The sequence below is a fragment of the Homoserinimonas flava genome, assembly GCF_054969005.1.
Genome location: NZ_JBUEQS010000001.1, coordinates 1,122,846 through 1,143,764 on the forward strand (window position 1 = coordinate 1,122,846; position 20,919 = coordinate 1,143,764).

The window sequence follows — 20,919 nt, forward strand, 5'->3', positions numbered from 1 at the left end:
CAATGAAGAGGCTTAGATTCACAGTCACGTCAGCAGTCATCGTCGGCGCACTTGCGCTCTCGGGCTGCTCAGGCGATACCGGCACGACCCCGGACGACAGCACCAGTCCGGCTGAGGGTGGTGAGGTCGCGTTCTTCAGCGTCTCAAGCCAGATCCCGATCATCCAGACCCTGGCAGATGAAGTGACCGAGTACCTCGGCACCAAGGGGTACGAGGTCACCGTGTATGACGCGGAATTCGACCCGGTGACGCAGGCCCAGCAGATCCAGCAGGCGATCGACACCGGCACGGTCGACGCGGTGTGGATCTTCCCAGTCGCCGCGGAGGCACTGTCCACCAGCCTTGAGGCACTGTATGACGCCGGCATCCCGGCGGTTCTTGAGGCCGACCCAGAGTCCTTCGGTTTCACCGAGGAGCAGCCGGGCATCATTTTCGACGCAGCATCGTTCGCCGACTTCGGCACAGCGCTTGCCGAGACCGCGAACGAATGCGTTGAGCGCGAAGGTGGCACCGAGACCATGCTGCTCGAGGCCTCAGCAGTAGCCGCCGGTGCCGACGCGTCGCACGCGGCGATCATGGAGCTCTACACGGGCGCCCCCATCGTCGCCAACGCTCAGGCAGAAGACCCCGCTGGCGCACAGACGACCGCGTCCCAGCTCCTCATCGCCAACCCTGACATCGATGTGGTCATCGCCGCCTCAGACGAGACGACGCTCGGAGCAATCGGCGCATTCCAGGCCGCTGGCAAGACCCCCACGTGCTTCATCGCAGGTGGAGGCGGGCCAGACACGATGGCTGCCTTCGAAGCCGGCGACATCGACGCCGTCGTTGCATGGGATTACAGTGCCTCATCCAAGGCAGCGGGTGACGATCTTCTCGAACTGATCGAGGACCCGACGCAGCTCGGCAGCATCAACTCGACCGCCATCGTCGTTTCGGAGTAGAACCACTCGTGACTGTCACCGCAAGCATCCAGCAAGTATCACCAGGCAAACTGCCCAGTAACATCCGCGCGTTGCTCTTTGTCCGCGACCAGGGGCTCCTCGTGCTCTGGCTCGCGATCATCCTGATCTTCGCGTTCTGGGGTGCACCGCACTTCTTCACCGTCTCCACGGGGATTTCTATCCTCAACTCCGCAGCGATCGCAGCGATCTATGCGGCCGGCGTCGGTGTCGGTGTGATGACCGGAGTGCTGGATCTTTCGGTGCCAGCTACGGCTGCCTTTTCGGGGGTCGTCACCGCACTGTTGCTCCAAGATGGAGTACCTGTTGCGGTGGCGATCCTCGTGGGCCTCGTTGCCGGCGTCGCCGTCGGCATCGTCAACGGCCTCATCGTCATTCGTGGGTTCAACGGGTTGATCGTGACGATCGCGATGCTCACGTCGCTCAGTGGGGTCTCCCTACTTTTGGCGGGCAACACCAATATCTCGCAGCTCACAGAGCTCCGCTTTTTGGGCACACAGACCTACCTCGGCATTCCCGCGCCGGTCTACATTGCACTGATTCTCTTCATCGCCCTCACGATCTTTTTGCGTGCGACTCGCCACGGCATGCGATTGCTCGCCGTTGGCGGCAATGTCGAGGCAGCCCGTCGGGTCGGAATTGCCGTCGACCGCTACCGCGTCGCCGGCTTCGCAATCTCCGGGTTCTGCGCCGCTGTTGGTGGCATCGTGACCGCTGCATATATCTCCACTGCGGTACCGGGTCCAAGCATCGGCGTCGTCTTCGCCGCGATGACTGCGGTCGCGCTGGCGGGTATCCCCTTCACCGGTGGTCGCGGCAGCCTGCCGCGAGTCGCCCTCGGCGCCATTGTGATCGCAACGATCTCCGCTGGGCTGCTCCTCGCCAAAGTTTCGAGCAACTGGGCAGACATCGTCACTGGCGCATTGCTCATCGGCGGGCTCGGGCTCAACATGTGGACCACGCAGAAGACCTCAGCCCTCCTCGTCGCAGGGGAAGACGCATCGAAGAAGAGGAAGTCACGCTGATGGACAACACGCCAGCACTCGAACTCAATGACATCTCAGTTCACTACGGTTACGCACGCGCCCTCGAGCAGGTGAGCCTCACGGTGGGCCGCGGCGAAGTTGTCGCCCTCCTCGGCGACAATGGCGCGGGCAAGTCGACCCTGCTCAAGGTCATGTCCGGCGTTCACCGGCCGACCAGCGGCACCGTGAAGGTGAATGGCGAGACCAAGGATTTCCGCTCTCCGCGCGACGCCGGAACCGCGGGCATCCAGATGGTGTACCAGGATCTGGCGCTCGTGGATGCCTTCGATATCGCCGCAAACCTCACGCTCGGCCGCGAAAAGATGATGAAGGGCCCGCTCGGGTGGCTCGGCTTTCTTGACCGCGCGGCAATTCGACGGGAGTCTCAAGAAGAACTCGATGCTCTCGGAGTGCGCACTGCCCCGGTGACGCGACCGGTGGAGATGCTCTCGGGCGGACAACGCCAGGTCGTCGCGATTGCACGAGCAGCAGCCCGCCTCCCCGCCAATGGCGTGCTCCTCATGGATGAGCCCACCGCCGCGCTGGGTCACGAACAAGCCGAGCTTGTCGAGGCGCTCATCAAGTCGCTTGCCGCCCGCGGCACGTCCATCGTGCTCGTGACACACAACATCCCGCTCGCGTTCGCCGTCTGTGACCGCACCGTCGTCCTCAATCGGGGTCACAAGGTCGCAGACATTGCGACCAAGGTTCCCGACAAAGACCTCGTGGTCAGCTGGATCACGGGTGCCAGCGTGCAGGAAGGGCTTCACATCCCTGCCAGGCACGGTGGCGTGGTCCCCAGCTAGAACTCCGGGATGAGGCCCACACGGGTCTCACCGCTGCACGTCTCACAGCGAGGCGCACCCACTGGGTGCGCCTCGCTTTGTTGCATGGCACGGACTTCGTTGAATGGCATGGACACGTACCGGGTCGCTGGTCGCGAGGAGTGTTCAGGCTTCGGGAGTGTTCAGACTCCGAGGAGCCCCCCACGAGGCCGGATGATTCCGGTCCGGATGAACGCGAGATAGAGCTGGCACCCGAGGCACAGGCCGAACGCCGCGTTGAGGAACGCTGCGACGAAGGCCGCGGCACCGGCAATCGGCAGCGCCCACGGCGTGCCAGCGAGGTGCAGGACGAGACCGATCGACACGACCAAGAATCCGACGACCTGCGCGAATCGCGGTGGCCGCGGGTCTTCGAGGTCTGATGGTGGCTCCAGTCGCGGGCGTAGAACCCGTCGGAATGCCACTCCCCACGGCGCCGTCTGCGGCGAAGCAAAGCCCCACACAAAAAGGACGTCCACTATGGCGAGCACGATGAACCCTGGGTCGGCCAGCCGCTCACGAAGGGTCGTGCCAGCCTCTCCTGCTGGGCCAATGAGCGCGAGAAACGTGCCAACGAGGAGGAGCCCAGCCGTAATGGATGCAGCGAAGCGGGGTCCCCGAGGGTCAATGCCGTGAGGGCTGAAGGCGGAGTCACTACGAGACGAGTCGGACATCGGCATCCTTTGTGAGGGCAGCTAGATCAGTGCGAATGGAAGCGAGTGGCACCCCGCCGGTGTACCGCGCAGCGACGCGGCCAGCAGCGTCAACGACCAGCACCGTCGGCGTTTGCATCACCTTGAACCGTGTCGCGAGCTGTGGAAGGTGGGTGAGATCCACATCGGTATACGCAACGCCGTCGTGGCCTTCGAGCTCACGGTTGAGAGCGCGGCGAACTCCGGGGCACCGCGAGCAGAATTCGGTGCTGAACTGCACGACGGTTGCCTGCGTGCCGAGCTCGACAAGGTTCACATCGGCGGCCGTGACGTGAGCGACCCGGATTCGACGGCGCTGGCCGGAGCGACGCTTCAAGAAAAGACCGATCGCGAGCGCTCCAAGCACCAGAACGGTGACTGTCGCGGCTGCCAGAAGCGGGTCCATCACTCCAGACTAAATCTGTCGCGTCCCCTGTGTTGGCTGCGCGTCACAGTTCGTCGCAGAGCGCGACCGCAGTGCCGCACGAGTAGACGAGGTTCCGATGTCACGCCTCGAGTGGGCGGGGCGGCTGGGCGCTCACTCGGGAGACGGCGGCCACCGCGGCAACAACCACGAACGCACCGACAACCATGAACCCGAAGTAGGTCGTATCGATCGGCAGCGCGAGGTCCAACGAGGTGGCCTGGCTGAGAATTTCGGAGAATCCCACGCTCGCGACGAGGAGTGCGGCGGCGACCGAGAGTGAGGTGACGACGAGGTTGTAGCGAAAATTGCGTTCAGCGTGCTGAGCGGCCCACCCGTAGAGGCGTGCCATGAATGCACCGTCGAGGGTGTCGAAGAGACTCATCCCGGCGGTGAACAGCAGCGGGAGGGCGAGAGCGAGAGCCCAGGAGACCTGGAATGACGCGACCCCGGTCGTGATGAACAGTCCGATGGTAGCGGCGGTGTCGAAGCCGAGCCCGAACAGTAGACCCAGTGGGTACATGCGCCTCGGACGGTCGACGAGGTTAGCAACCGGGCGAAAGACACTGAAGAGCGGCCCAGTCGGCCCCTCGCGGGTCGCGGCCGCGTCGGTGCTCGCCGCTGACCGGTGCCGTTTCACGAGCCTCACCAACGAGTGGAGGTTCATCATGCCGAATGCGAGCACAAACAGCACCGAAATGCTGACGCCCCACAGCCCAGCAGCGTGACGAATGGGAGAGGTGTCGTCTTCGATTGCCGTGACCAAGAAATGTACCCCCGCCGCAAGCAGGATGACGGTGCCGACCACGACCGTGGAGTGGCCAAGCGAAAACCAGAAGCCGACCGCACTGGAGCGGGTTGTGGGCCCACTCAGCCTGCGGGTTGCATTGTCGATCGCGGCGATATGGTCGGCGTCGAACGCGTGACGCACCCCGAGCAGGTAAGCGGTCGCCGCCAGTCCCAGCACCAAGAGCCCGTTGCTGCCCATCGCGATAGCGACAATGGGGAGACCCCAACCGAGCAAGTGCAGACTCGCGATCGTGACGATGATGCCGAGCGTTGCAGCATCCGGGGCTCGCAGGGCAGATTTCATGTCGTGAGTCCTCTCTAGGGTGCGGATACTAGGGCGCGTGGTGGCGCGATCGACTCGCTCGCCGGCTCGGTTCCATCGCTGGCGGCGTGCATCGTGAGCGCGTGTGCGCACCACTCGTCCCACACGGGCGACAAGACCGAACGATGGGCATCATGCTGCAGCGAGCGAGCGATGCTGGCCGTGCCTTCAAGCTCCAACACTTCTGTCGATCCGAGGGCAACGGGTGCCGCCGTCGGAGCGACGGACGCTGCCGGGGACCGAGCGCCGAACAGCAGCACCGAATCGAGCACCCGGTTGTCACCGAGCTGCCCCGGGACCGGCTCGGCGCCGCGCACCGTGAGGTGTTCGACAAACAACGCCTCGGCAGTGCCGCGGTGGCTCTGTTCTGTCACCGTAGTGCGCAGATCGATGGTGCCGCCACGTTCACCCGTGCGTCCCAGCACAATCGTTTCGCGCAGACAGGCCATCGCGCCGGAGCCGCTCAACGTGAGGGTGGTGTGTCGATCGACGTTCGCTCCGTCGGCGACGACGAAGGGCAGGCCGTGCCAGATCAACAGGGCGTTTGGCTCCACGACGGCATCAACGACCCATTCGGATCGCACCCCGTCGGCGTTGTACGCGACGGTTCCGCCGATGTCCTCGAGCTCGAGCACGCAGCCGGTGCCAACCGTGATCGACAGGCGCACGCTGTCGCCGCCGAGCAAGAGGGCACCGCCGGCCACAATTGCTACCCGTGCATACGCGGGGCCGGCGGCGATGACGCGCGGCACAAGCGCCCCAGCACCACACGCCAGGCGGGCTCGACCGGGGGCCGCGCTGAGGCGAATGTGCGTTGCGGATGCGTGCATGGGCGTTGCCTACTGGTGCGAGTGGGCGGGCTGGTCGTCGTGGGCGTGCTCGGCTTCATCGTGGGTGTGCATGAACCCGCCCTCTTCGTCGGCGTGAAAGTGGGGTGCCATTGGGCCGGGGTCTTGCGGGGTGTGGGTTCCGGCTCGGTGCTCAACCAGCAGGCCGCGGACCCAGGCGGCGAGCGTCTCGACGCTGGCCGCGTCGGTGCGCGACAGTGCGAGCACCTGCCGACCCTCTCGGGCGGTCTCGGCGTCGGCGACCATGGTCGGAACATCCACCCCGACATACGGCGCGAGGTCGGTCTTGTTGACGACGAGCAGGTCGGCGCGGGCAATGCCAGGGCCTCCCTTTCGAGCGACGTCTCCCCCGCCGGCGACATCAAGCACGAAAATCTGGGCATCCACGAGGGCGGGCGAGAACGTTGCGGTGAGGTTGTCCCCGCCAGACTCGATCAGCACAACATCGAGCGGGCTGAAGTCGCGCTCCAGGTCTTCCACCGCGAGCAGGTTCACGGTGATGTCGTCGCGGATGGCCGTGTGCGGGCATGCTCCGGTCTCGACGGCGCGGATGCGTTCCGGATCGAGCACCCCGACAGAGCGAAGGAAGCGAGCATCCTCGTCGGTGTAGATGTCGTTCGTGACGACGCCGAGGCGCAGCTCGGTGGCGAGTGCGCGGCAGACGGTGGCGATGAGGGAGCTTTTGCCGGTTCCCACAGGGCCGGCAACCCCGATGCGAAGGGACCGCGCTGGGGCGCTGACGGATGGCGTTGAATTCTCAAGCACGAAATAGCCTTTGTGTTGTTCGAGAGTGGGCTTCAGCCCACCCTTCGCTTTCGGGAGCTCCCAGCGCCGGGATGGCGTCGGCAGAAGTCAGGGTGGCAAGGTCGGTGACGAATTCCTCCGCTGCGGCACAGGCGGCGAGCACCCATCCTGGCGGGGTGGCCGGGTCGAGTGGCTCGAGCTTGAGCATGGCTGCAGCGATGGTCTGCGCGTCGTCGTAGATGACGAGTCGCACAAGGCTTTCGGCGTCGAGGCCGGCCGCCGCCGCAATGATCCCGAGCACGACCGGGCGCGAGAGCGGCGGCTGCGACAGCGTAGGACTTGACGCCCTCCCCACAGATCCGGCAGCAGTGACAGCCGGATGCTCGGCCCACAGCGTGCTGGCGAGCCTCAGGTACCCCCGCGCGAGTGACCGCGACACGTCACGCACCGCACGACTCGGGGTGCGGGCCGCCCAGGCACGATCCACCGCGGCAAGGGCGAGCGCCAACTGCTGCTCGATGCCGAACGGATCCTGCCGCGCTCCGTGCAGGGCCGTGTGGCGCGCCACCACAGCGGTGCCAGCCTCAACCAGGGTGACCGTGCGCGCTCGGCCCAGCATGTAGGCGGGAACCCTGGTGGGAGACATCCCCCCGGCCAATGCGGGCTCAAGCCCCGCGGAGTGCACGTGGCCGCCAACCGGGAGCCTGGCATCGGCGAGCATCATGGCGATCGTCGCCGGTGACAGCGTCGGCGAGGGCACTGTCGTTGCCGCTGCGGAGAGCGGTTTTGGCATCACGGTGGTGGTCATGGTCGGTCGCCTAGAACATGGTGTACAACTGCGCCAGCGGCAGGCGCTCGGCTGGTGCCGGCGCCACCGGGTCACCATCGATGGAGATCGCGAACGTATCAGGGCGGATGTCGATGCGAGGGAGCACATCGTTGTTTTTCATGTCCGCCTTGCCGATGTCGCGGGTGGGGGCCACGGCGGCGAGTCGACGGCGCAGACCAAGTCGCTCGACGATGCCATCGTCGAGCGCTGCGGGCGACACAAACGACACCGACAGGTCAGCACCGATGGCATCGGTGAACGCTGGGCGCATGAGCACGGGCTGCGGGGTGGGAATCGATGCATTGGGGTCGCCGAGCGCGCCCCAGACCAGGCCGCCACCCTTGATGATGACGGAGGGGCGGATGCCAAAGAACTTGGGTTCCCAGAGCACGAGATCAGCGAGCTTGCCCGCCTCGACAGAACCAACCTCCCAGTCGATGCCGTGCGCGACCGCCGGATTGATGGTGTACTTCGCAACGTAGCGTCGGGCGCGCTCGTTGTCGGCGGGGAGCGCGGTGGAGAGCGACCCGCGGCGGGCCTTCATCACGTGGGCGACCTGCCAGGCGCGGGTGATGACCTCGCCGATACGACCCATCGCCTGCGCGTCAGAAGAGACGATCGACAGTGCGCCCATGTCGTGCAGGATGTCTTCGGCCGCGATGGTGGTCTCCCTGATGCGGGATTCCGCGAACGCGAGATCCTCAGGCACCGACGGGTTGAGGTGATGACAGACCATGAGCATGTCGAGGTGCTCGGCGACCGTGTTGACGGTGTGCGGCAGGGTCGGATTGGTCGAGCCCGGGATGATGTGTGGCAGCGAGGCGATGCTGAGGATGTCGGGTGCGTGCCCGCCGCCCGCGCCCTCAACGTGGAAGGCGTGAATCGATCGGCCATCGATTGCACCGACTGTCGACTCCACGAATCCGGACTCATTGAGTGAATCCGAATGCAGGGCAACCTGCAGGCCGAACTCCTCAGCCGCCTTCAGGGATGCGTCAATGGCGGCAGGGGTGGACCCCCAGTCTTCATGCACCTTGTAGCCTGCCGCCCCAGCGAGTGCCTGCTCGCGGAAGGCTTCGACCGAGACCGTGTTGCCTTTGCCAAGCAGCAAGAAGTTCACCGGCAGCGCATCGAGCGAGCGGTGCATGGTCTCGAGATGCCAGGCGCCGGGGGTCACCGTCGTGGCCTTCGACCCCTCGGAGGGTCCGGTACCGCCGCCGACGACGGTGGTGATGCCGGTCGCGAGGGCCTCATGTATCTGCGACGGCGACAGCAGGTGCACGTGGGAGTCGATGCCTCCGGCCGTGAGAATCTTGCCTTCACCGGAGATGACGTCGGTGGATGCGCCGATCGCGAGACTCGGGTGGACCCCATTGGCGATGTCGGAGTTGCCAGCGCGACCGAGGGCGACGATGCGTCCGTTGCGGATGCCAACGTCGGCGCGGACGATGCCCCACCAGTCGAGCACGATCGCGTTGGTGATAACGGTGTCAAGGGCGCCGTCGGCGCGGCTGGTCAGCCCCTGCGCCATCGACTCACGGATGGATTTGCCACCACCAAAAACGGCTTCTTCACCACCGACAGTGAGGTCGCGTTCGATCTCGATCCAAATGTCGGTGTCGCCAAGGCGAATCTGGTCGCCCGCCGTGGGGCCATAGATGGCTGCGTAGCGTTCCCTGCTGATCTCAGCCATCGAGCGCCTCACTCCCCCGGTTACGAAGTTGGAGCCCTGGCACCCGTCGTTCACCGAGCAACGCCACCGCGTCAAGCTCGCGTGATGCGCCGGGCTCGAACCGCTGAGAGGTGCCAGAGGGGATGTCGAGGCGGAAGCCGCGGGTGGCCACGCGATCGAACTGCAGAGCTGCGTTCGCATCCGGCAGATGCAGGTGAGATCCGATCTGGATCGGGCGGTCCCCCGTATTGAGAAACACGATGGTGAGCCGCTGCTCGGGCGTGCGGTCGCCATTGAGGACAACGGTGCCGGGGCGCACACGGATGGCTCCAGGGCCAGACGAGCTATGACCTGCCACGTTCGCTCCTCCTAAATGATCGGGTTGTGGATGGTGACGAGCTTGCGCCCGTCGGGAAAGGTGGCTTCGACCTGAACGTCAGAGAGCATCTCGGCGACCCCCTCCATCACCTGCTCCCGGCTGAGCACAGTGCGGCCCTCCAGCATGAGTTCGGCGACGCCGCGGCCGTCGCGGGCTCCCTCGATCACCCAGGTGCTGAGGAGGGCGACGGTTTCGGGATAGTTGAGCTTCACGCCGCGGCCGAGCCGATCGCGGGCCACCATCCCGGCCACTGCGAGCAGAAGCTTCTCATTGTCTGCCGGCGTGAGATGCACGCTGCCCCTTCCCTCTGCAGTGCTGGTTCACTGACGTTGTTCCCGGTGCGCGCACCGGTGGACTGATGTCAAAAGTCTGTCATACACGACCCACCTGCGCATCGCAGCCAGCCCCGTGGCGTCGCAGTAGGCGAGCCTCTTTGCCGAGATTTCAGGGGTGTAGCCGAAGAGAGTTTACAAACGTGACATGTCACAGAAATGGCAGTGCAATGCCAACGCTCGATGGTGAACATCAGTCGATAGCACACCCCGGTCGACAGTGTTCTGACAGCACCGAACGCACCACGAGCAGTCCTCACCGGCGATTCCGCCACATCACATCGAATGGAGTACTACATGCCCATTTCCAGCAGGAGGCGCGTCAAGACGTTCTTGGCCGCGAGCGCGCTCGCTACGTCGACAGCGCTCATCCTTTCCGGTTGCGGTGCCCGCGCCGACAGCACCGAGACCACGTCTTCGGCCGCCGCGAGCTGTGTCGACACGTCTGGCGACACCATCAAACTCGGCTTCCTCAACTCCCTCACCGGCGGAATGGCGATCTCCGAAAAGACGGTCTCGACCGTGCTGCAGATGGCAGCAGACGAAATCAACGCCGACGGCGGCATCCTCGGCAAGCAGATCGAGTATGTGCAAGAAGACGGCGCCACCGACTGGCCGACCTTCGCTGAGAAGGCCGAGAAGCTGCTCACGCAGGACTGTGTCGGAGCGATCTTCGGTGGCTGGACGTCATCGTCTCGCAAGGCCGTCAAGCCGGTCGTCGAAGAGCACAATGGTCTCTTCTTCTACCCCGTGCAGTACGAGGGCCTCGAGTCGTCGCCGAACATCTACTACACGGGCGCGACCACGAACCAGCAGATCCTCCCGGCAATGGAGTTCCTCGCCTCTCAGGGGGTCGAGACGCTCTTCTTGGCAGGCTCTGACTACGTGTTCCCGCGTACCGCCAACGCGATCATCAAGCTGTATGCGGCCGAACTCGGCATCGAGATTGTCGGCGAGGAGTACGTGCCGCTCGACAAGGACGACTGGACGACCCAGGTGGCGAAGATCGTCGAAGCCGATCCAGACTTCATCTTCAACACCATCAACGGATCCTCGAACGTCGGCTTCGTCAAGGCCTACTACGACGCCGGTCTCACCGCGGACACGACCCCGATCATCTCGGTGTCGATCGCTGAGGAGGAAGCACCGTCGATGGGTCACGAGGTCACCGGCCACTACGCATCCTGGAACTACTTCCAGTCGATGGACACCCCGAACAATGCGGAGTTCATCGCGAACTGGCAGGCCTACCCCGGCAGCAGCGGGGTGACCTCCGACCCGATGGAGGCGGCATACATCTCGCTGTATCTCTACAAGGAGCTCGTCGAGGCGGCCGGTTCGTTCGATGTCGATGCGATCAACGCTGCCGCTGCGGAAGGCGGAATCACCGTCGATGCACCGGAGGGTGTCGTCACGCTTGACGGCGAAAACCACCACATCTCCAAGCCGGGCAATATCGGCAGGATCAACGCCGAGAACCAGTTCGACATCGTGTGGTCTTCGGACGGCGTGATCGAGCCGGACCCCTACCTGGAGGAGTACAGCTGGTTCCCCGACGACGTTCGCGATGCTCTCGTCGCCGCCGCCGGATAGCAGTCCCTCTCGTCGCGGGGTTCCATGCCAGCAACGGCATGGAACCCCGCGCACCTCTCCACCTCCCACCCCGCACAGAGAGTGACCGCACGTGGAAGCACTCATACCGCCGCTCCTGAACGGCACCGCACAGGGTGCGCTGTTGCTGCTCGCAGCACTCGGGCTCACACTCACCTTCGGTCAGATGGGGGTGATCAACATGGCGCACGGCGAGTTTCTTATGGCTGGCGCCTTCGTTGCCTACCTGACCCAGCAGTTCATCNCAGCACTCGGGCTCACACTCACCTTCGGTCAGATGGGGGTGATCAACATGGCGCACGGCGAGTTTCTTATGGCTGGCGCCTTCGTTGCCTACCTGACCCAGCAGTTCATCTCCTCCAGCGATATCTCAATCCCAGTGGCACTGCCACTCGCGTTCCTCATCGCCGGACTTCTCGGCCTCCTGCTTGAGGTCAGCATCATTCAATGGATGTATCGACGACCGCTCGACACGCTGCTCGTCACGGTTGGGGTGAGCCTGATCTTGCAGCAGGCCGCGCTGCAGATCTTCCCTTCGCAAGGAGTCCCAGTTGAGAAGCCAGGCTGGCTCGATGGGCAGCTCACCATTCTTGGCTACGGCTGGCCCCTCCGACAGGTGTTCACGATCGCGCTCGCGGTCCTCTGCGTGGCGGCACTCACCGCATGGCTCAAGTACACACCCTTTGGTCGCCGGGTGCGAGCGACAGTCCAAAATCGGGATCTCGCCGAGACCAGCGGTGTTCCCACGCGCTCCGTTGACCGCCTAACGTTCTTCATCGGATCCGGTGTCGCCGGGGTTGCTGGCGTGGCCGCATCCCTCATCGGTGGCACCAATTCTCAGATGGGCGCGCAGTACATCATCCCGGCGTTCCTCGTGGTCGTGGCCGGCGGCATCGGCCAGATCAAGGGCACCGTCATCGCCGCGTGGGTGGTCGGTGTCGGGATGGCGTTCTTCGCAAACTGGACGACCGGAAGCCTGGCACAGGTGCTCGTCTTCGCGCTCGTGGTGGTATTCCTGCAGTTCCGCCCAATGGGCCTATTCACAGTCCGTACCAGGGGGTTAGCATGACGAAATTCACAGCATGGCTCCCCCTCATCGGCATCGGAGTCTTCGCCATACTGCTCTTGGTTGTCGCCCCACTCGTGCTGTCGACGCACTGGATTGGCAACCTCGGCAAGTACTGTGCCTGGGCGATCGCAGCGGTGGGCATCGGCCTGGCATGGGGAAGAGGCGGCATGCTTGTCCTCGGCCAGGGAGTGTTCTTCGGGCTCGGCGCCTATGCCATGGCGATCCACCTCACGCTCGAGACCGCGGGGCCAGACAGCCTTCCCGTCTTCATGATCCTGTATGACCCGCTGGCGGGTCTTCCGGCGTTCTGGGAGCCGTTCCGCAGCGAAGTGTTCACGCTGTTGGCCATCGTGCTGCTCCCCGTGATCGTCGCGTCGATCCTCGGCTACGCCCTCTTCAAGCGCCGTGTCAAAGGCGCATACTTCGCGATTCTGAGCCAGGCCCTCGCGGTGGCCCTCGCGGTGCTCATCAGCTCGACGATCCGCGAGACCGGCGGTGACACCGGGCTCAGCGGCTTCAAGTATTTCTTCGGCTTCATGCTGAACGACAGCGCCAACAAACTGATGCTGTACATCATCGCGGCCACCATTCTCATCGTCTGCCTCCTGGTGGTGTGGCAGCTCAACCGCAGCCGCTTCGGAGAACTGCTGGTTGCCACACGCGACGCCGAAGAACGCGTTCGGTTTCTCGGGTACGAACCCGCCAACGTCAAACTGTTCGCCTATGTGATCGCCGCTGTGATGGCGAGCCTCGCAGGGGCAATCTTCGTGCCCATCGTCGGCATCATCACGCCGCAGGAGATCGGAGCGGCCGCCTCGATCCTCATGATTGCTGGCGTGGCGTTGGGTGGCCGCGCGTCGCTATTCGGCCCTGCGCTCGGGGCGATGGCGATCGGATGGGGGCAGTCGAGTCTCGCTTCGAGCTGGCCCAGCGGGTGGATCTACATCCTCGGCCTGCTCTTCATCGTGGTGACCCTCTTCCTCCCCCTGGGCTTGTCATCGCTCCTCGGACGGGCAAAGGGCCTCATCTGGCGCCCGCAAAAACCGCCCGCCGCTGTGCTGGCATCGAATGGGGTGATGAAATGACCGCCGGCGAGGGTTCGCTGGTCGTCACCGATCTGCGCGTCGAGTTTGACGGCTTCGTTGCCGTCGACAGTGTGTCGTTCGATGCTCACCCCGGCGAGGTCCGGTTTCTCATCGGCCCGAACGGTGCGGGCAAGACAACCTGTATCGACGCCATCACGGGCCTGTCCAAAGGGAGCGGATCGGCGAAGCTCGGCGACCAGGAGCTGCTGCGCAAACCCGTCCACAAGATCGTCCGGCTCGGAATCGGCCGTACCTTTCAGACGGCGAGCGTGTTCGAGGCGCTCACGGTGCTGCAGAACCTCGACATCGCCGCAGGCCTGCTCCGCTCCCCGCTCTCCATGCTCAGGGCACGACGCGGCGTCGATCCCGCCATCGATCGCGCGCTGGAAGAAACCGGTCTGAGTCAGGAGCGTGAGACGCCAGCAGGCATCCTCTCCCATGGCCAAAAACAGTGGCTCGAGATCGCAATGCTGCTCGTGCAAGATGCAAAAGTGCTGCTGCTCGATGAGCCTGTTGCCGGAATGAGTCACGACGAGCGCACCGCCACCGGCGAGTTGCTCGGGCGGCTCGCCAAGAATCGCACCGTCGTCGTCGTCGAACATGACATGGACTTCATGCGACGGTTCGCGACGCGAGTGACGGTGCTGCATCAGGGCCGCGTGCTGAGCGAGGGTTCGGTTGCCGAGGTCCAGGCCGATTCGCGCGTGCAAGAGGTATACCTCGGCACCGCGGGGGCACCATCCATCACCGCCGTCGTCGTAGAGGGAGACAGCTGATGCTCGAAATCATCGACCTTGACGCCGGGTATGGTCGCACCAGCGTGCTCCATGGGGTTTCTATCGCTGGCTCGGCGAACCTTGTTGCCGTGCTCGGACACAATGGTGCAGGCAAGACCACGCTGTTGCGGGCGACGATCGGCCTCATCCGCCCGACCAGTGGCAAAGTAATATTCGATGGCGACGACGTCACCCACCTCGCACCGAACCGCCGTGTGAAGCGCGGCATGGCGTATGTGGCGCAAGGACAGCAGGCCTTTGGGCAGCTGACGACGATGGAGAACCTTCAGCTCATCGCCGATGGCCGGCGCAACGGCAAGGAGAAGATCGCCGAGATGCTCGAGCGATTCCCGGCGCTCGCGCAGTTCGCGACGCGAAAAGCCGGGCTGCTCTCCGGTGGACAGCGACAGCAGTTGGCCATCGCCCGAGCGCTGATCACCGAGCCGAAGCTGTTGATTCTGGACGAGCCGACCGAGGGCATCCAGCCGAGCATTGTGGCCGAAATCGAGAGCACCATCATCGGGCTCGCCGAGGGCGGACTCAGTGTGCTGTTGGTCGAGCAGCACATCGGATTCGCTCTCGAGGCCGCCGATGAGTATGTGGTGCTCGCGTCTGGCCGAGTGGCGCAGGCGGGGCCCGGCGGGAGTGCCTCCATGGGCGCGGTGCGTGAGGCGATGGCGATCTGACACAGATCGAATCCGTGCGGCAACGCGCGCGAAACATGTCATCGGCAGAATGTGCACATCGTGAGTGCGTTGGAGGTGAGGCAGGTGGCCCGAGCCGGAGACGCGCGCGCCGCCGCCGAAGATAGCCTCGAAGATTACGCCTTCCGCTACGTGCCGCGGTCGTTCAGACGCTGGAGTGCCCTTTCAATCGGCGGCACGGCACTCGGTTCGATCGCTTTTCTTGCCGACTTCGCTATCGGGGCGAGCATTGGCCTCCAGCACGGCACAACGAATGCCGTGCTCGGAATTCTCCTCGCCTCAACCATCATCTTTGTCGTCGGGGTGCCGGTGGCGTTCTACGCGGCGAGATACAACCTCGACCTCGATCTCATTGCTCGCGGCTCCGGCTTTGGCTATTACGGCTCGATCATCACGACCGTCGTCTTCGGCGGCTTCACCTGCATCTTTTTTGCGCTCGAGGGAGCCATCTTGGCGCAGGGACTCGAGGCCACCCTCGGCATCCCGCTGCCAGTCGGTTACGTCTTGTCGACCGTGGTGGTGATCCCGATCGTCATACTCGGGATGCGGGCCCTGGAGCGCCTGCAATTCTGGACGACACCGCTCTGGCTCGCGCTCGCATTGGCGCCGCTGGTCTGGATTGTGTTCACCCAGCCCGACGCCGTCACCGATTTTCTCGGATTCCCCGGCGAATCGGGTGGCACTGTCACGTTCAGCGCGATCGTCGCGAGCGCGGCGGTGTGTTTCGCACTGACGCCGCAGCTGGCGGAGCAGATCGACTACATCCGGGTCATGCCCCCGCGGACTGCCGCGAACCGAAAGTCGTGGTGGACGGCTTTCTTGTTCAGCGGGCCAGGCTGGGTGTTGTTCAGCGGCACGAAGCAAGTCATCGGTGTGTTCCTCGCCGTCTATCTTGTGATGAAAGTCGACCCCACGATTGGCGACCGAGCGGTGGAGCCGGTCAAGCAGTTCGTCGGCATGTATCAGTCGCTCCTGCCGGACTGGATCGCCCTCGGCCTCGCGCTCATCCTGATCGTGATTGCGCAGGTGAAGATCAACGTCACAAATGCCTACTCGGGCTCGCTCGCCTGGTCGAACGTCTACACGCGGGTGCGCAAGCGCTACCCCGGCCGCACGGTGTTCGTGATTTTCAACCTCGCCGTAGCCCTCGCGCTGATGCTGATGGACGTGTTCAGCCTCATCTCATTCGTGCTCAGCCTCTACGCGAATGTCGTGATGGCGTGGCTGGTCACCATCTCGGCGGACATCACCATCAACAAGTACCTGCTGAAGCTCTCGCCCCGGTACCCCGAATTCCGGCGAGGGATGCTGCACAACTGGAACCCGGTCGGCATCACCTCCGTCGGGCTCGCCTCCGTGCTCTCACTCGCCTGCTTCGCCGGCCTGTTCGGCGCGGCGATGCAGCCCTTCTCCGTCATGATCGCGATCGGAGTCGCTATCGTCGTCACACCACTCATGGCGATCGTCACGCGCGGCAAGTACTACCTCCGGCGCAGTGGTGACGGAATCCCGTCGCCGATCCTGGACGAAGACGGGAACCCGTCTGGGGAACGACTCCGCTGCCATGTCACTGGCTACATGTTCGAGCGACCGGATATGGTGGTTTCAGGCGAGCGGGGGCCGCGTGGAGAAGTTCAATTTATCTCCTCGCTCGCGCTCACACTCGATGATTCCGGCCGATATGTGCTTCCGCCGGAGCCCGCCTAGCGTGTTGGCGCCGGGCAAGAAGGAGGGGTGATGGAGAAGCCAGTCGACAGCGAGGTCGCAATCCTCGAAAGCGCGGTCGCGCTGCTGCGCGAGCACACCTTCGAAGACATCTCCTACCTCGATCTCGCCGAAGCCACCGCGCTCTCCGAGCGCACGATCTACCGCCGCTTCCCGACCCGGTCGCACCTCTTGGAGGCGCTGGCGAGCTGGATCGAGGCCGAGCAGTTCCCGCTCCCCGATTTCTGCACGCCCGAAGAGTTCCGGCAGGCGGTGCGCGATCGTTTCCGGGCCTATGACAGAGCCCGCGGCTGCGCGATTGTTGCGGCGCGCGGGGCGGCGCTCTCGCCCACGACCGACGCACCATCGGAGCCGATCAGCACAGCGATCTTTGCAATGCTCGAGAGGGTGGCTCCAACGCTGAACCGCCGCGACACACTGCGGATCGCCGCGGCTGCCCGATACTTCGCCTCCCCCATCTTCTGGGCTCGGATGCGCACCGGGTTCGACATGAGTGCTGATGAGACCTATGAGGCGTTCGATCGCGCCATGCTCCAAGTGTTCGCGACGGCGAAAGTGTCGAGTTGGACCACCTAGCGCTCGACTCTGATCCGGCGCCGATGCTCTCGTCGACCCACACGGCCATCCTCACGGCGTATTCCGAATTGATCGAGGAGGTCGGCACCGACGACATCTCGTTTCGTCTCATTGCGCTGCGGGCAGGAGTCGGCGAGCGAACCATTTTCAGGTACTACCCGACGCGCGTCGATCTGCTTCTCTCGACGTCGGCGTGGATCGAGCAGACGATTTTTACCAGGCACGAGTCGGAGTCCATCTTTGATGTACCGATCGCGATTCGCGAGGCGATGGAGGCGTATGGTCGGCGTCCGGAGCTCGCGCACGTCGTCGCAGAGACCGCGATGCGCGGCGTGAACGGTTCGGAGCCGGCACCGCACCGGCATCGCTTCGACATGATGCTGCGCAACGAGGTTCCGTCGCTGCCCGAGCACGAACGACGCCTCATCGTGGCGGCCCTGTGCCACCTCGACTCGTCGGCGACCTGGGTAACCATGCGCCGGGAGTTGGGCATGGATGGCCGGGATATCGCCGACGCAGCGATGGCTGCAGCGGAAGCGCAACTCGACCCCATCCGCGACCGGGCCGCCTAGCGAGGCGGTCAGCGTCACCCGGTCTCTTCTGCGTCAGATTCGAAGTACGCAGCGATGTCGTCGGCTTCGTCGGCGACAACCTCTGGATCGACCAGATCGGATGCCTCCTCCGTCAACAGCTCGGTCCATCCGTCCAAGATCTCCTGAGCGAGTCCGGAGTCATAGAGCTCCTCCTGCAGCTCCGCCGTCTTCTCGTCAACAAGGGCACTGAATTCCGAGTTTTCCGTGAAGCGGCTCGCGAGTGCGTTTTCACGACCCGATACTCCGGGGGCCCCGCCACCCTCTGGGATGTCGAATCCTTCGGGGAGTTCTCCTCCCTCCGGGATCTCCACCCCTTCTGGCGGCTCCATCCCCTCCGGGATCTCGAATCCCTCGGGGATCTCTCCGCCCTCGGGAATTTCGACTCCCTCCGGGATTTCGGCCCCGTCTGGGCGCCCCATCCCTCCCCCCGGCGTCTGCCCGAACGCGAGGTTCAAGTCCCAACTGACCACGGTCATTCGGCCAGTTGCTTCGTCGTAGCGCAGATATGAGTTGTTTCCGGCCCCATCGATGTCGTCGGTGTTGTTCACTAGCGTATGGACGGCGAGATAGGTGGCAAAGGCATCGACATCGAGATGCTCGTCGAGATCGGCCGCGAACTCTTCGTCGCTCGAGTTGTTGATGAAGTCAAGAAACTCGATGAGCGGTTCGAGATCTTCTTTGCCACTGGACTTCTGCTCGAACGCCTCTGCGTAGTCTGCCGGGTCGTCACCCCGATAGCTGTAGTCGCCGCCGCTGTTGGCCTCATACGTGATGCCATCGTCACCGAATTCGTCGTCATTCCAGAGTTCATCATCCGGATTCTCGACGGCGAGCCGCAACACCTCATCCCCCTCATTGACGCTGAGCCTGACGGCCGCAGCGTCTTGGGTCGTGAGACCCGCGGCGCCGATGAGGTCCAGCGCGACAGCCTCGTTGAGCGAGGTTTCGCTGCTGCTGCCGCGAAGAACAATGTCGGTGCGCCCCTCGTGCTCTTGATCGTCGACATACTTGTCGAGCCGGATGAGCCACGGGACATCCTCTGCCGCATCATCGCCCGAGGAGATGCCCATGAGGCTTGAGTTGCCTTTGAGTCGCAGGCCGACATCCTCATAGGTCGTGCCGTCGATGGTCACGGTCGCCGAAAGCCACGACTTCTCGCCCGTGTCGCGATAGTCGGCAAGCAGCGCTTCGTAGTCGGCGTCGTCGAACTCGATGTCGATGGTGTGCACCGATTCCTCGCTGAAGAACGCTCCGGTGGCGGATGCTTCGGTCTCAGCTGTTTCGAGCGTTGAACACCCGGCGAGCGCCACCACGAGCGCGATTCCGGCAACGGCTGCCGTGCTTCGCTGCCATCGCCCGGCCGTCCGCGTCGTTGCGGACCAAGTGGACTGTCGTGTCATGTCGAGGCTCCTAGGGTTACTGGCTGCAACGTCAGTTCGCGCATCACGGTGCGATGCCACCGGTTGGCCGGCAGTTCGGGGCGGACCGCGCCGAGCCCGGTGGCGAACTTTGAGATTCGGCAGGGTCTCACTCCGTAGCTCCACAGGTGGCGGTCGAGCGGGCCGGCGGTGGAGCCGGATTTCGTTTCAAGCACCACCTTTCCGCGCAGCATCCAGCCGCGTCGGCCAGGCACACGCCAGGTCACGCCCGTATCGACGGTGGCACGGCTGGCGGAATCGGGGAGGAACAGCGTGGTGCGCGCGTATCCGACTTCGATGACGGGCTGGAGGGCGCCGCTTGGCGCGGCACCGACCGTGGTGGTCAATGCCTCCTCGATGTACGCACGCCCGACATCGGTGATGCGCTTGCGATCTTCGAGAGCATACGGAATCCGCTCTTTCACGGTGGCGGCCCTTGCGCCCTCGGTTTTCACCTCTAAGAAGCTGAGTTCGCTCTCGACGTATGTACGCGTTCGAATCTTGTAGCGTCGGCGCCTGCCGTAGGCGGCAGAAAGATAGGAGTCCAGCCCTGAGGTGTCGAAATAGACGGAGTCGTAGGTGAACGAGCGCAGCCCCGACATCTCGAGCACCTGCATGTCCGCTGGCACCGTGAGCAGGATCCGCACCGCGAGCGCCTCGTCCAAGACGTACTTGCGGTCGACACGCGTCTGCAGGGCCGCTTCGGCGTTGAGTTCGTCGAGGCCGACGGTTGGCATGGTGTCGGGGAGGGCGAGTGGCCGAGCATCCGGAATCGTGGTCATGAGGCGCTCGAGACCTGGGCGGGTTGGCCGCTGCCGTGTCGCCGAGTGGGGTCGAGCCCGGTGTCGGGGCCCAGAGCGGTTGCGGGCGGTGGCGGGCCGACCTGCTTCGGCGCCGGCGTGCGCGACTGGGAGTACCGCACGCTGACGATCGTCCGATCGTTGACGAGGTCGAGTTCTTGCACCGTCGCAGAATGAATTGTTGCGCCGAGCAACTCCGCGAGTCGGGCGTGCAACTCGTCTTCATGCGGCATGGCTCGATCAAGGATGACGGTCTGATGTCGGTAGGTGGGAAGCATCCAGGCGTGATCGCCCACAAACATGACGACCAGGATGAGCCCCATGAGCGCGGGGGCGAGCCAGAGCGGATCGGTTCCGAGCCCGGCGATGAGGCCGATGGCGAGGGCCGAGAAGTAATATGCAACCTCGTGTTGTTCGAGCTCGTTGGAGCGCAAGCGGATAATCGACAGCACGCCGAACAACCCAAGCCCAAGCCCCACGCCCGCATTCGCGCCGCTGAGTGCCACGGCAACCGCGAAAACGCCAATGTTGATGCCGAGGTATGCGACGGCGAGATCACGTCGCCGATGGCGCCGAAGGTACAAGCCAAAGGTGAGGATGGCGATGGCCACAAGGTTGACGCCCGCCAGGATGATTTCGTTCACTGAATGGTCTCCGTTCGTTCACCGCGAATTCACCGTGGGCGACGAACCTGTGACCCACCTATGGGGGGCATCTGAA

23 protein-coding genes are annotated in these 20,919 nt (G+C 64.2%); 11 read left to right on the plus strand and 12 right to left on the minus strand.

The features are described from left to right. The first annotated feature begins 2 nt into the window (after positions 1-2). Genes ACY48M_RS05325 through ACY48M_RS05335 form a run of 3 tightly spaced genes read left to right on the plus strand, consistent with a single transcriptional unit; the run spans position 3 to position 2,793 of the window. The gene (locus tag ACY48M_RS05325; protein ID WP_462819184.1) at positions 3-944 is read left to right on the plus strand and encodes a sugar ABC transporter substrate-binding protein; all 942 of its coding nucleotides are present in this window, start codon (positions 3-5) and stop codon (positions 942-944) included. 8 nt (positions 945-952) lie between these two features. Beyond that, positions 953-1,987, plus strand: coding sequence for an ABC transporter permease (locus ACY48M_RS05330; RefSeq protein ID WP_462819185.1), 1,035 nt, complete (start codon positions 953-955; stop codon positions 1,985-1,987). Beyond that, a complete protein-coding gene (locus ACY48M_RS05335; protein WP_462819186.1) occupies positions 1,987-2,793 on the plus strand; it encodes an ATP-binding cassette domain-containing protein in 807 nt (268 codons plus the stop codon). Before ACY48M_RS05330 ends, ACY48M_RS05335 begins: the two co-directional genes overlap by 1 nt. A 161-nt stretch (positions 2,794-2,954) precedes the next feature. Here ACY48M_RS05335 and ACY48M_RS05340 read toward each other — a convergent pair whose 3' ends face one another. From ACY48M_RS05340 to ACY48M_RS05380, 9 genes are all read right to left on the minus strand, one after another. After that, entirely contained in the window at positions 2,955-3,485 is a 531-nt protein-coding gene (locus tag ACY48M_RS05340) for a DUF4395 domain-containing protein (protein WP_462819187.1), read from the minus strand. After that, a complete protein-coding gene (locus ACY48M_RS05345) occupies positions 3,466-3,909 on the minus strand; it encodes a thioredoxin domain-containing protein (protein WP_462819188.1) in 444 nt (147 codons plus the stop codon). Before ACY48M_RS05345 ends, ACY48M_RS05340 begins: the two co-directional genes overlap by 20 nt. A gap of 100 nt (positions 3,910-4,009) precedes the next feature. After that, a complete protein-coding gene (locus ACY48M_RS05350) occupies positions 4,010-5,020 on the minus strand; it encodes a HoxN/HupN/NixA family nickel/cobalt transporter (protein WP_462819189.1) in 1,011 nt (336 codons plus the stop codon). A 14-nt stretch (positions 5,021-5,034) separates the two neighbouring features. After that, entirely contained in the window at positions 5,035-5,868 is an 834-nt protein-coding gene (locus ACY48M_RS05355; protein WP_462819190.1) for an urease accessory protein UreD, read from the minus strand. 9 nt (positions 5,869-5,877) lie between these two features. Further along, complete coding sequence (gene ureG, locus ACY48M_RS05360; RefSeq protein WP_462819191.1) at positions 5,878-6,651, minus strand: urease accessory protein UreG; 774 nt, start codon at positions 6,649-6,651, stop codon at positions 5,878-5,880. Continuing rightward, entirely contained in the window at positions 6,644-7,438 is a 795-nt protein-coding gene (locus ACY48M_RS05365) for an urease accessory protein UreF (RefSeq protein ID WP_462819192.1), read from the minus strand. Before ACY48M_RS05365 ends, ureG begins: the two co-directional genes overlap by 8 nt. A gap of 10 nt (positions 7,439-7,448) precedes the next feature. Next, positions 7,449-9,152, minus strand: a complete 1,704-nt coding sequence (locus ACY48M_RS05370; protein ID WP_462819193.1) for an urease subunit alpha — start codon at positions 9,150-9,152, stop codon at positions 7,449-7,451. After that, positions 9,145-9,489 carry an urease subunit beta gene (ureB, locus tag ACY48M_RS05375; RefSeq protein ID WP_462819194.1) on the minus strand — a complete coding sequence of 115 codons (345 nt, stop codon included), beginning with the start codon at positions 9,487-9,489 and terminating at the stop codon, positions 9,145-9,147. The genes ACY48M_RS05370 and ureB overlap by 8 nt, the downstream gene beginning before the upstream one ends. 11 nt (positions 9,490-9,500) lie before the next feature. After that, positions 9,501-9,803, minus strand: coding sequence for an urease subunit gamma (locus tag ACY48M_RS05380; protein WP_462819195.1), 303 nt, complete (start codon positions 9,801-9,803; stop codon positions 9,501-9,503). A 336-nt stretch (positions 9,804-10,139) separates the two neighbouring features. Here ACY48M_RS05380 and urtA point away from each other — a divergent pair, with 336 nt between their 5' ends. The 8 genes from urtA (at position 10,140) to ACY48M_RS05420 (ending at position 17,960) form a co-directional block, all read left to right on the plus strand. Next, the gene (gene urtA / locus ACY48M_RS05385) at positions 10,140-11,435 is read left to right on the plus strand and encodes an urea ABC transporter substrate-binding protein (protein ID WP_462819196.1); all 1,296 of its coding nucleotides are present in this window, start codon (positions 10,140-10,142) and stop codon (positions 11,433-11,435) included. Positions 11,436-11,526: 91 nt separating this feature from the next. Then, positions 11,527-12,522, plus strand: a complete 996-nt coding sequence (gene urtB, locus ACY48M_RS05390; RefSeq protein ID WP_462819197.1) for an urea ABC transporter permease subunit UrtB — start codon at positions 11,527-11,529, stop codon at positions 12,520-12,522. Further along, positions 12,519-13,607 carry an urea ABC transporter permease subunit UrtC gene (gene urtC / locus ACY48M_RS05395; RefSeq protein ID WP_462819198.1) on the plus strand — a complete coding sequence of 363 codons (1,089 nt, stop codon included), beginning with the start codon at positions 12,519-12,521 and terminating at the stop codon, positions 13,605-13,607. Before urtB ends, urtC begins: the two co-directional genes overlap by 4 nt. Next, positions 13,604-14,383, plus strand: coding sequence for an urea ABC transporter ATP-binding protein UrtD (gene urtD, locus ACY48M_RS05400; protein ID WP_462819199.1), 780 nt, complete (start codon positions 13,604-13,606; stop codon positions 14,381-14,383). Before urtC ends, urtD begins: the two co-directional genes overlap by 4 nt. Then, a complete protein-coding gene (locus ACY48M_RS05405; RefSeq protein WP_462819200.1) occupies positions 14,383-15,069 on the plus strand; it encodes an ATP-binding cassette domain-containing protein in 687 nt (228 codons plus the stop codon). Before urtD ends, ACY48M_RS05405 begins: the two co-directional genes overlap by 1 nt. Before the next feature lie 84 nt (positions 15,070-15,153). Continuing rightward, entirely contained in the window at positions 15,154-16,794 is a 1,641-nt protein-coding gene (locus ACY48M_RS05410) for a purine-cytosine permease family protein (RefSeq protein ID WP_462819201.1), read from the plus strand. 30 nt (positions 16,795-16,824) lie between these two features. After that, positions 16,825-17,388 (plus strand): TetR/AcrR family transcriptional regulator, encoded by a 564-nt coding sequence (locus tag ACY48M_RS05415; RefSeq protein WP_462819202.1) that lies wholly within the window; start codon positions 16,825-16,827, stop codon positions 17,386-17,388. Beyond that, complete coding sequence (locus tag ACY48M_RS05420) at positions 17,376-17,960, plus strand: TetR/AcrR family transcriptional regulator (protein WP_462819203.1); 585 nt, start codon at positions 17,376-17,378, stop codon at positions 17,958-17,960. The genes ACY48M_RS05415 and ACY48M_RS05420 overlap by 13 nt, the downstream gene beginning before the upstream one ends. A 14-nt stretch (positions 17,961-17,974) precedes the next feature. Here ACY48M_RS05420 and ACY48M_RS05425 read toward each other — a convergent pair whose 3' ends face one another. The 3 genes from ACY48M_RS05425 to ACY48M_RS05435 are packed head-to-tail and all read right to left on the minus strand — an operon-like array spanning position 17,975 to position 20,843. Continuing rightward, the gene (locus tag ACY48M_RS05425; protein WP_462819204.1) at positions 17,975-19,381 is read right to left on the minus strand and encodes a CotH kinase family protein; all 1,407 of its coding nucleotides are present in this window, start codon (positions 19,379-19,381) and stop codon (positions 17,975-17,977) included. Then, positions 19,378-20,181, minus strand: coding sequence for a polyphosphate polymerase domain-containing protein (locus ACY48M_RS05430; RefSeq protein WP_462819205.1), 804 nt, complete (start codon positions 20,179-20,181; stop codon positions 19,378-19,380). Before ACY48M_RS05430 ends, ACY48M_RS05425 begins: the two co-directional genes overlap by 4 nt. After that, on the minus strand, positions 20,178-20,843 hold the full coding sequence (locus ACY48M_RS05435; protein ID WP_462819206.1) for a DUF4956 domain-containing protein: 666 nt from the start codon (positions 20,841-20,843) through the stop codon (positions 20,178-20,180). Before ACY48M_RS05435 ends, ACY48M_RS05430 begins: the two co-directional genes overlap by 4 nt. Positions 20,844-20,919 lie beyond the last annotated feature (76 nt).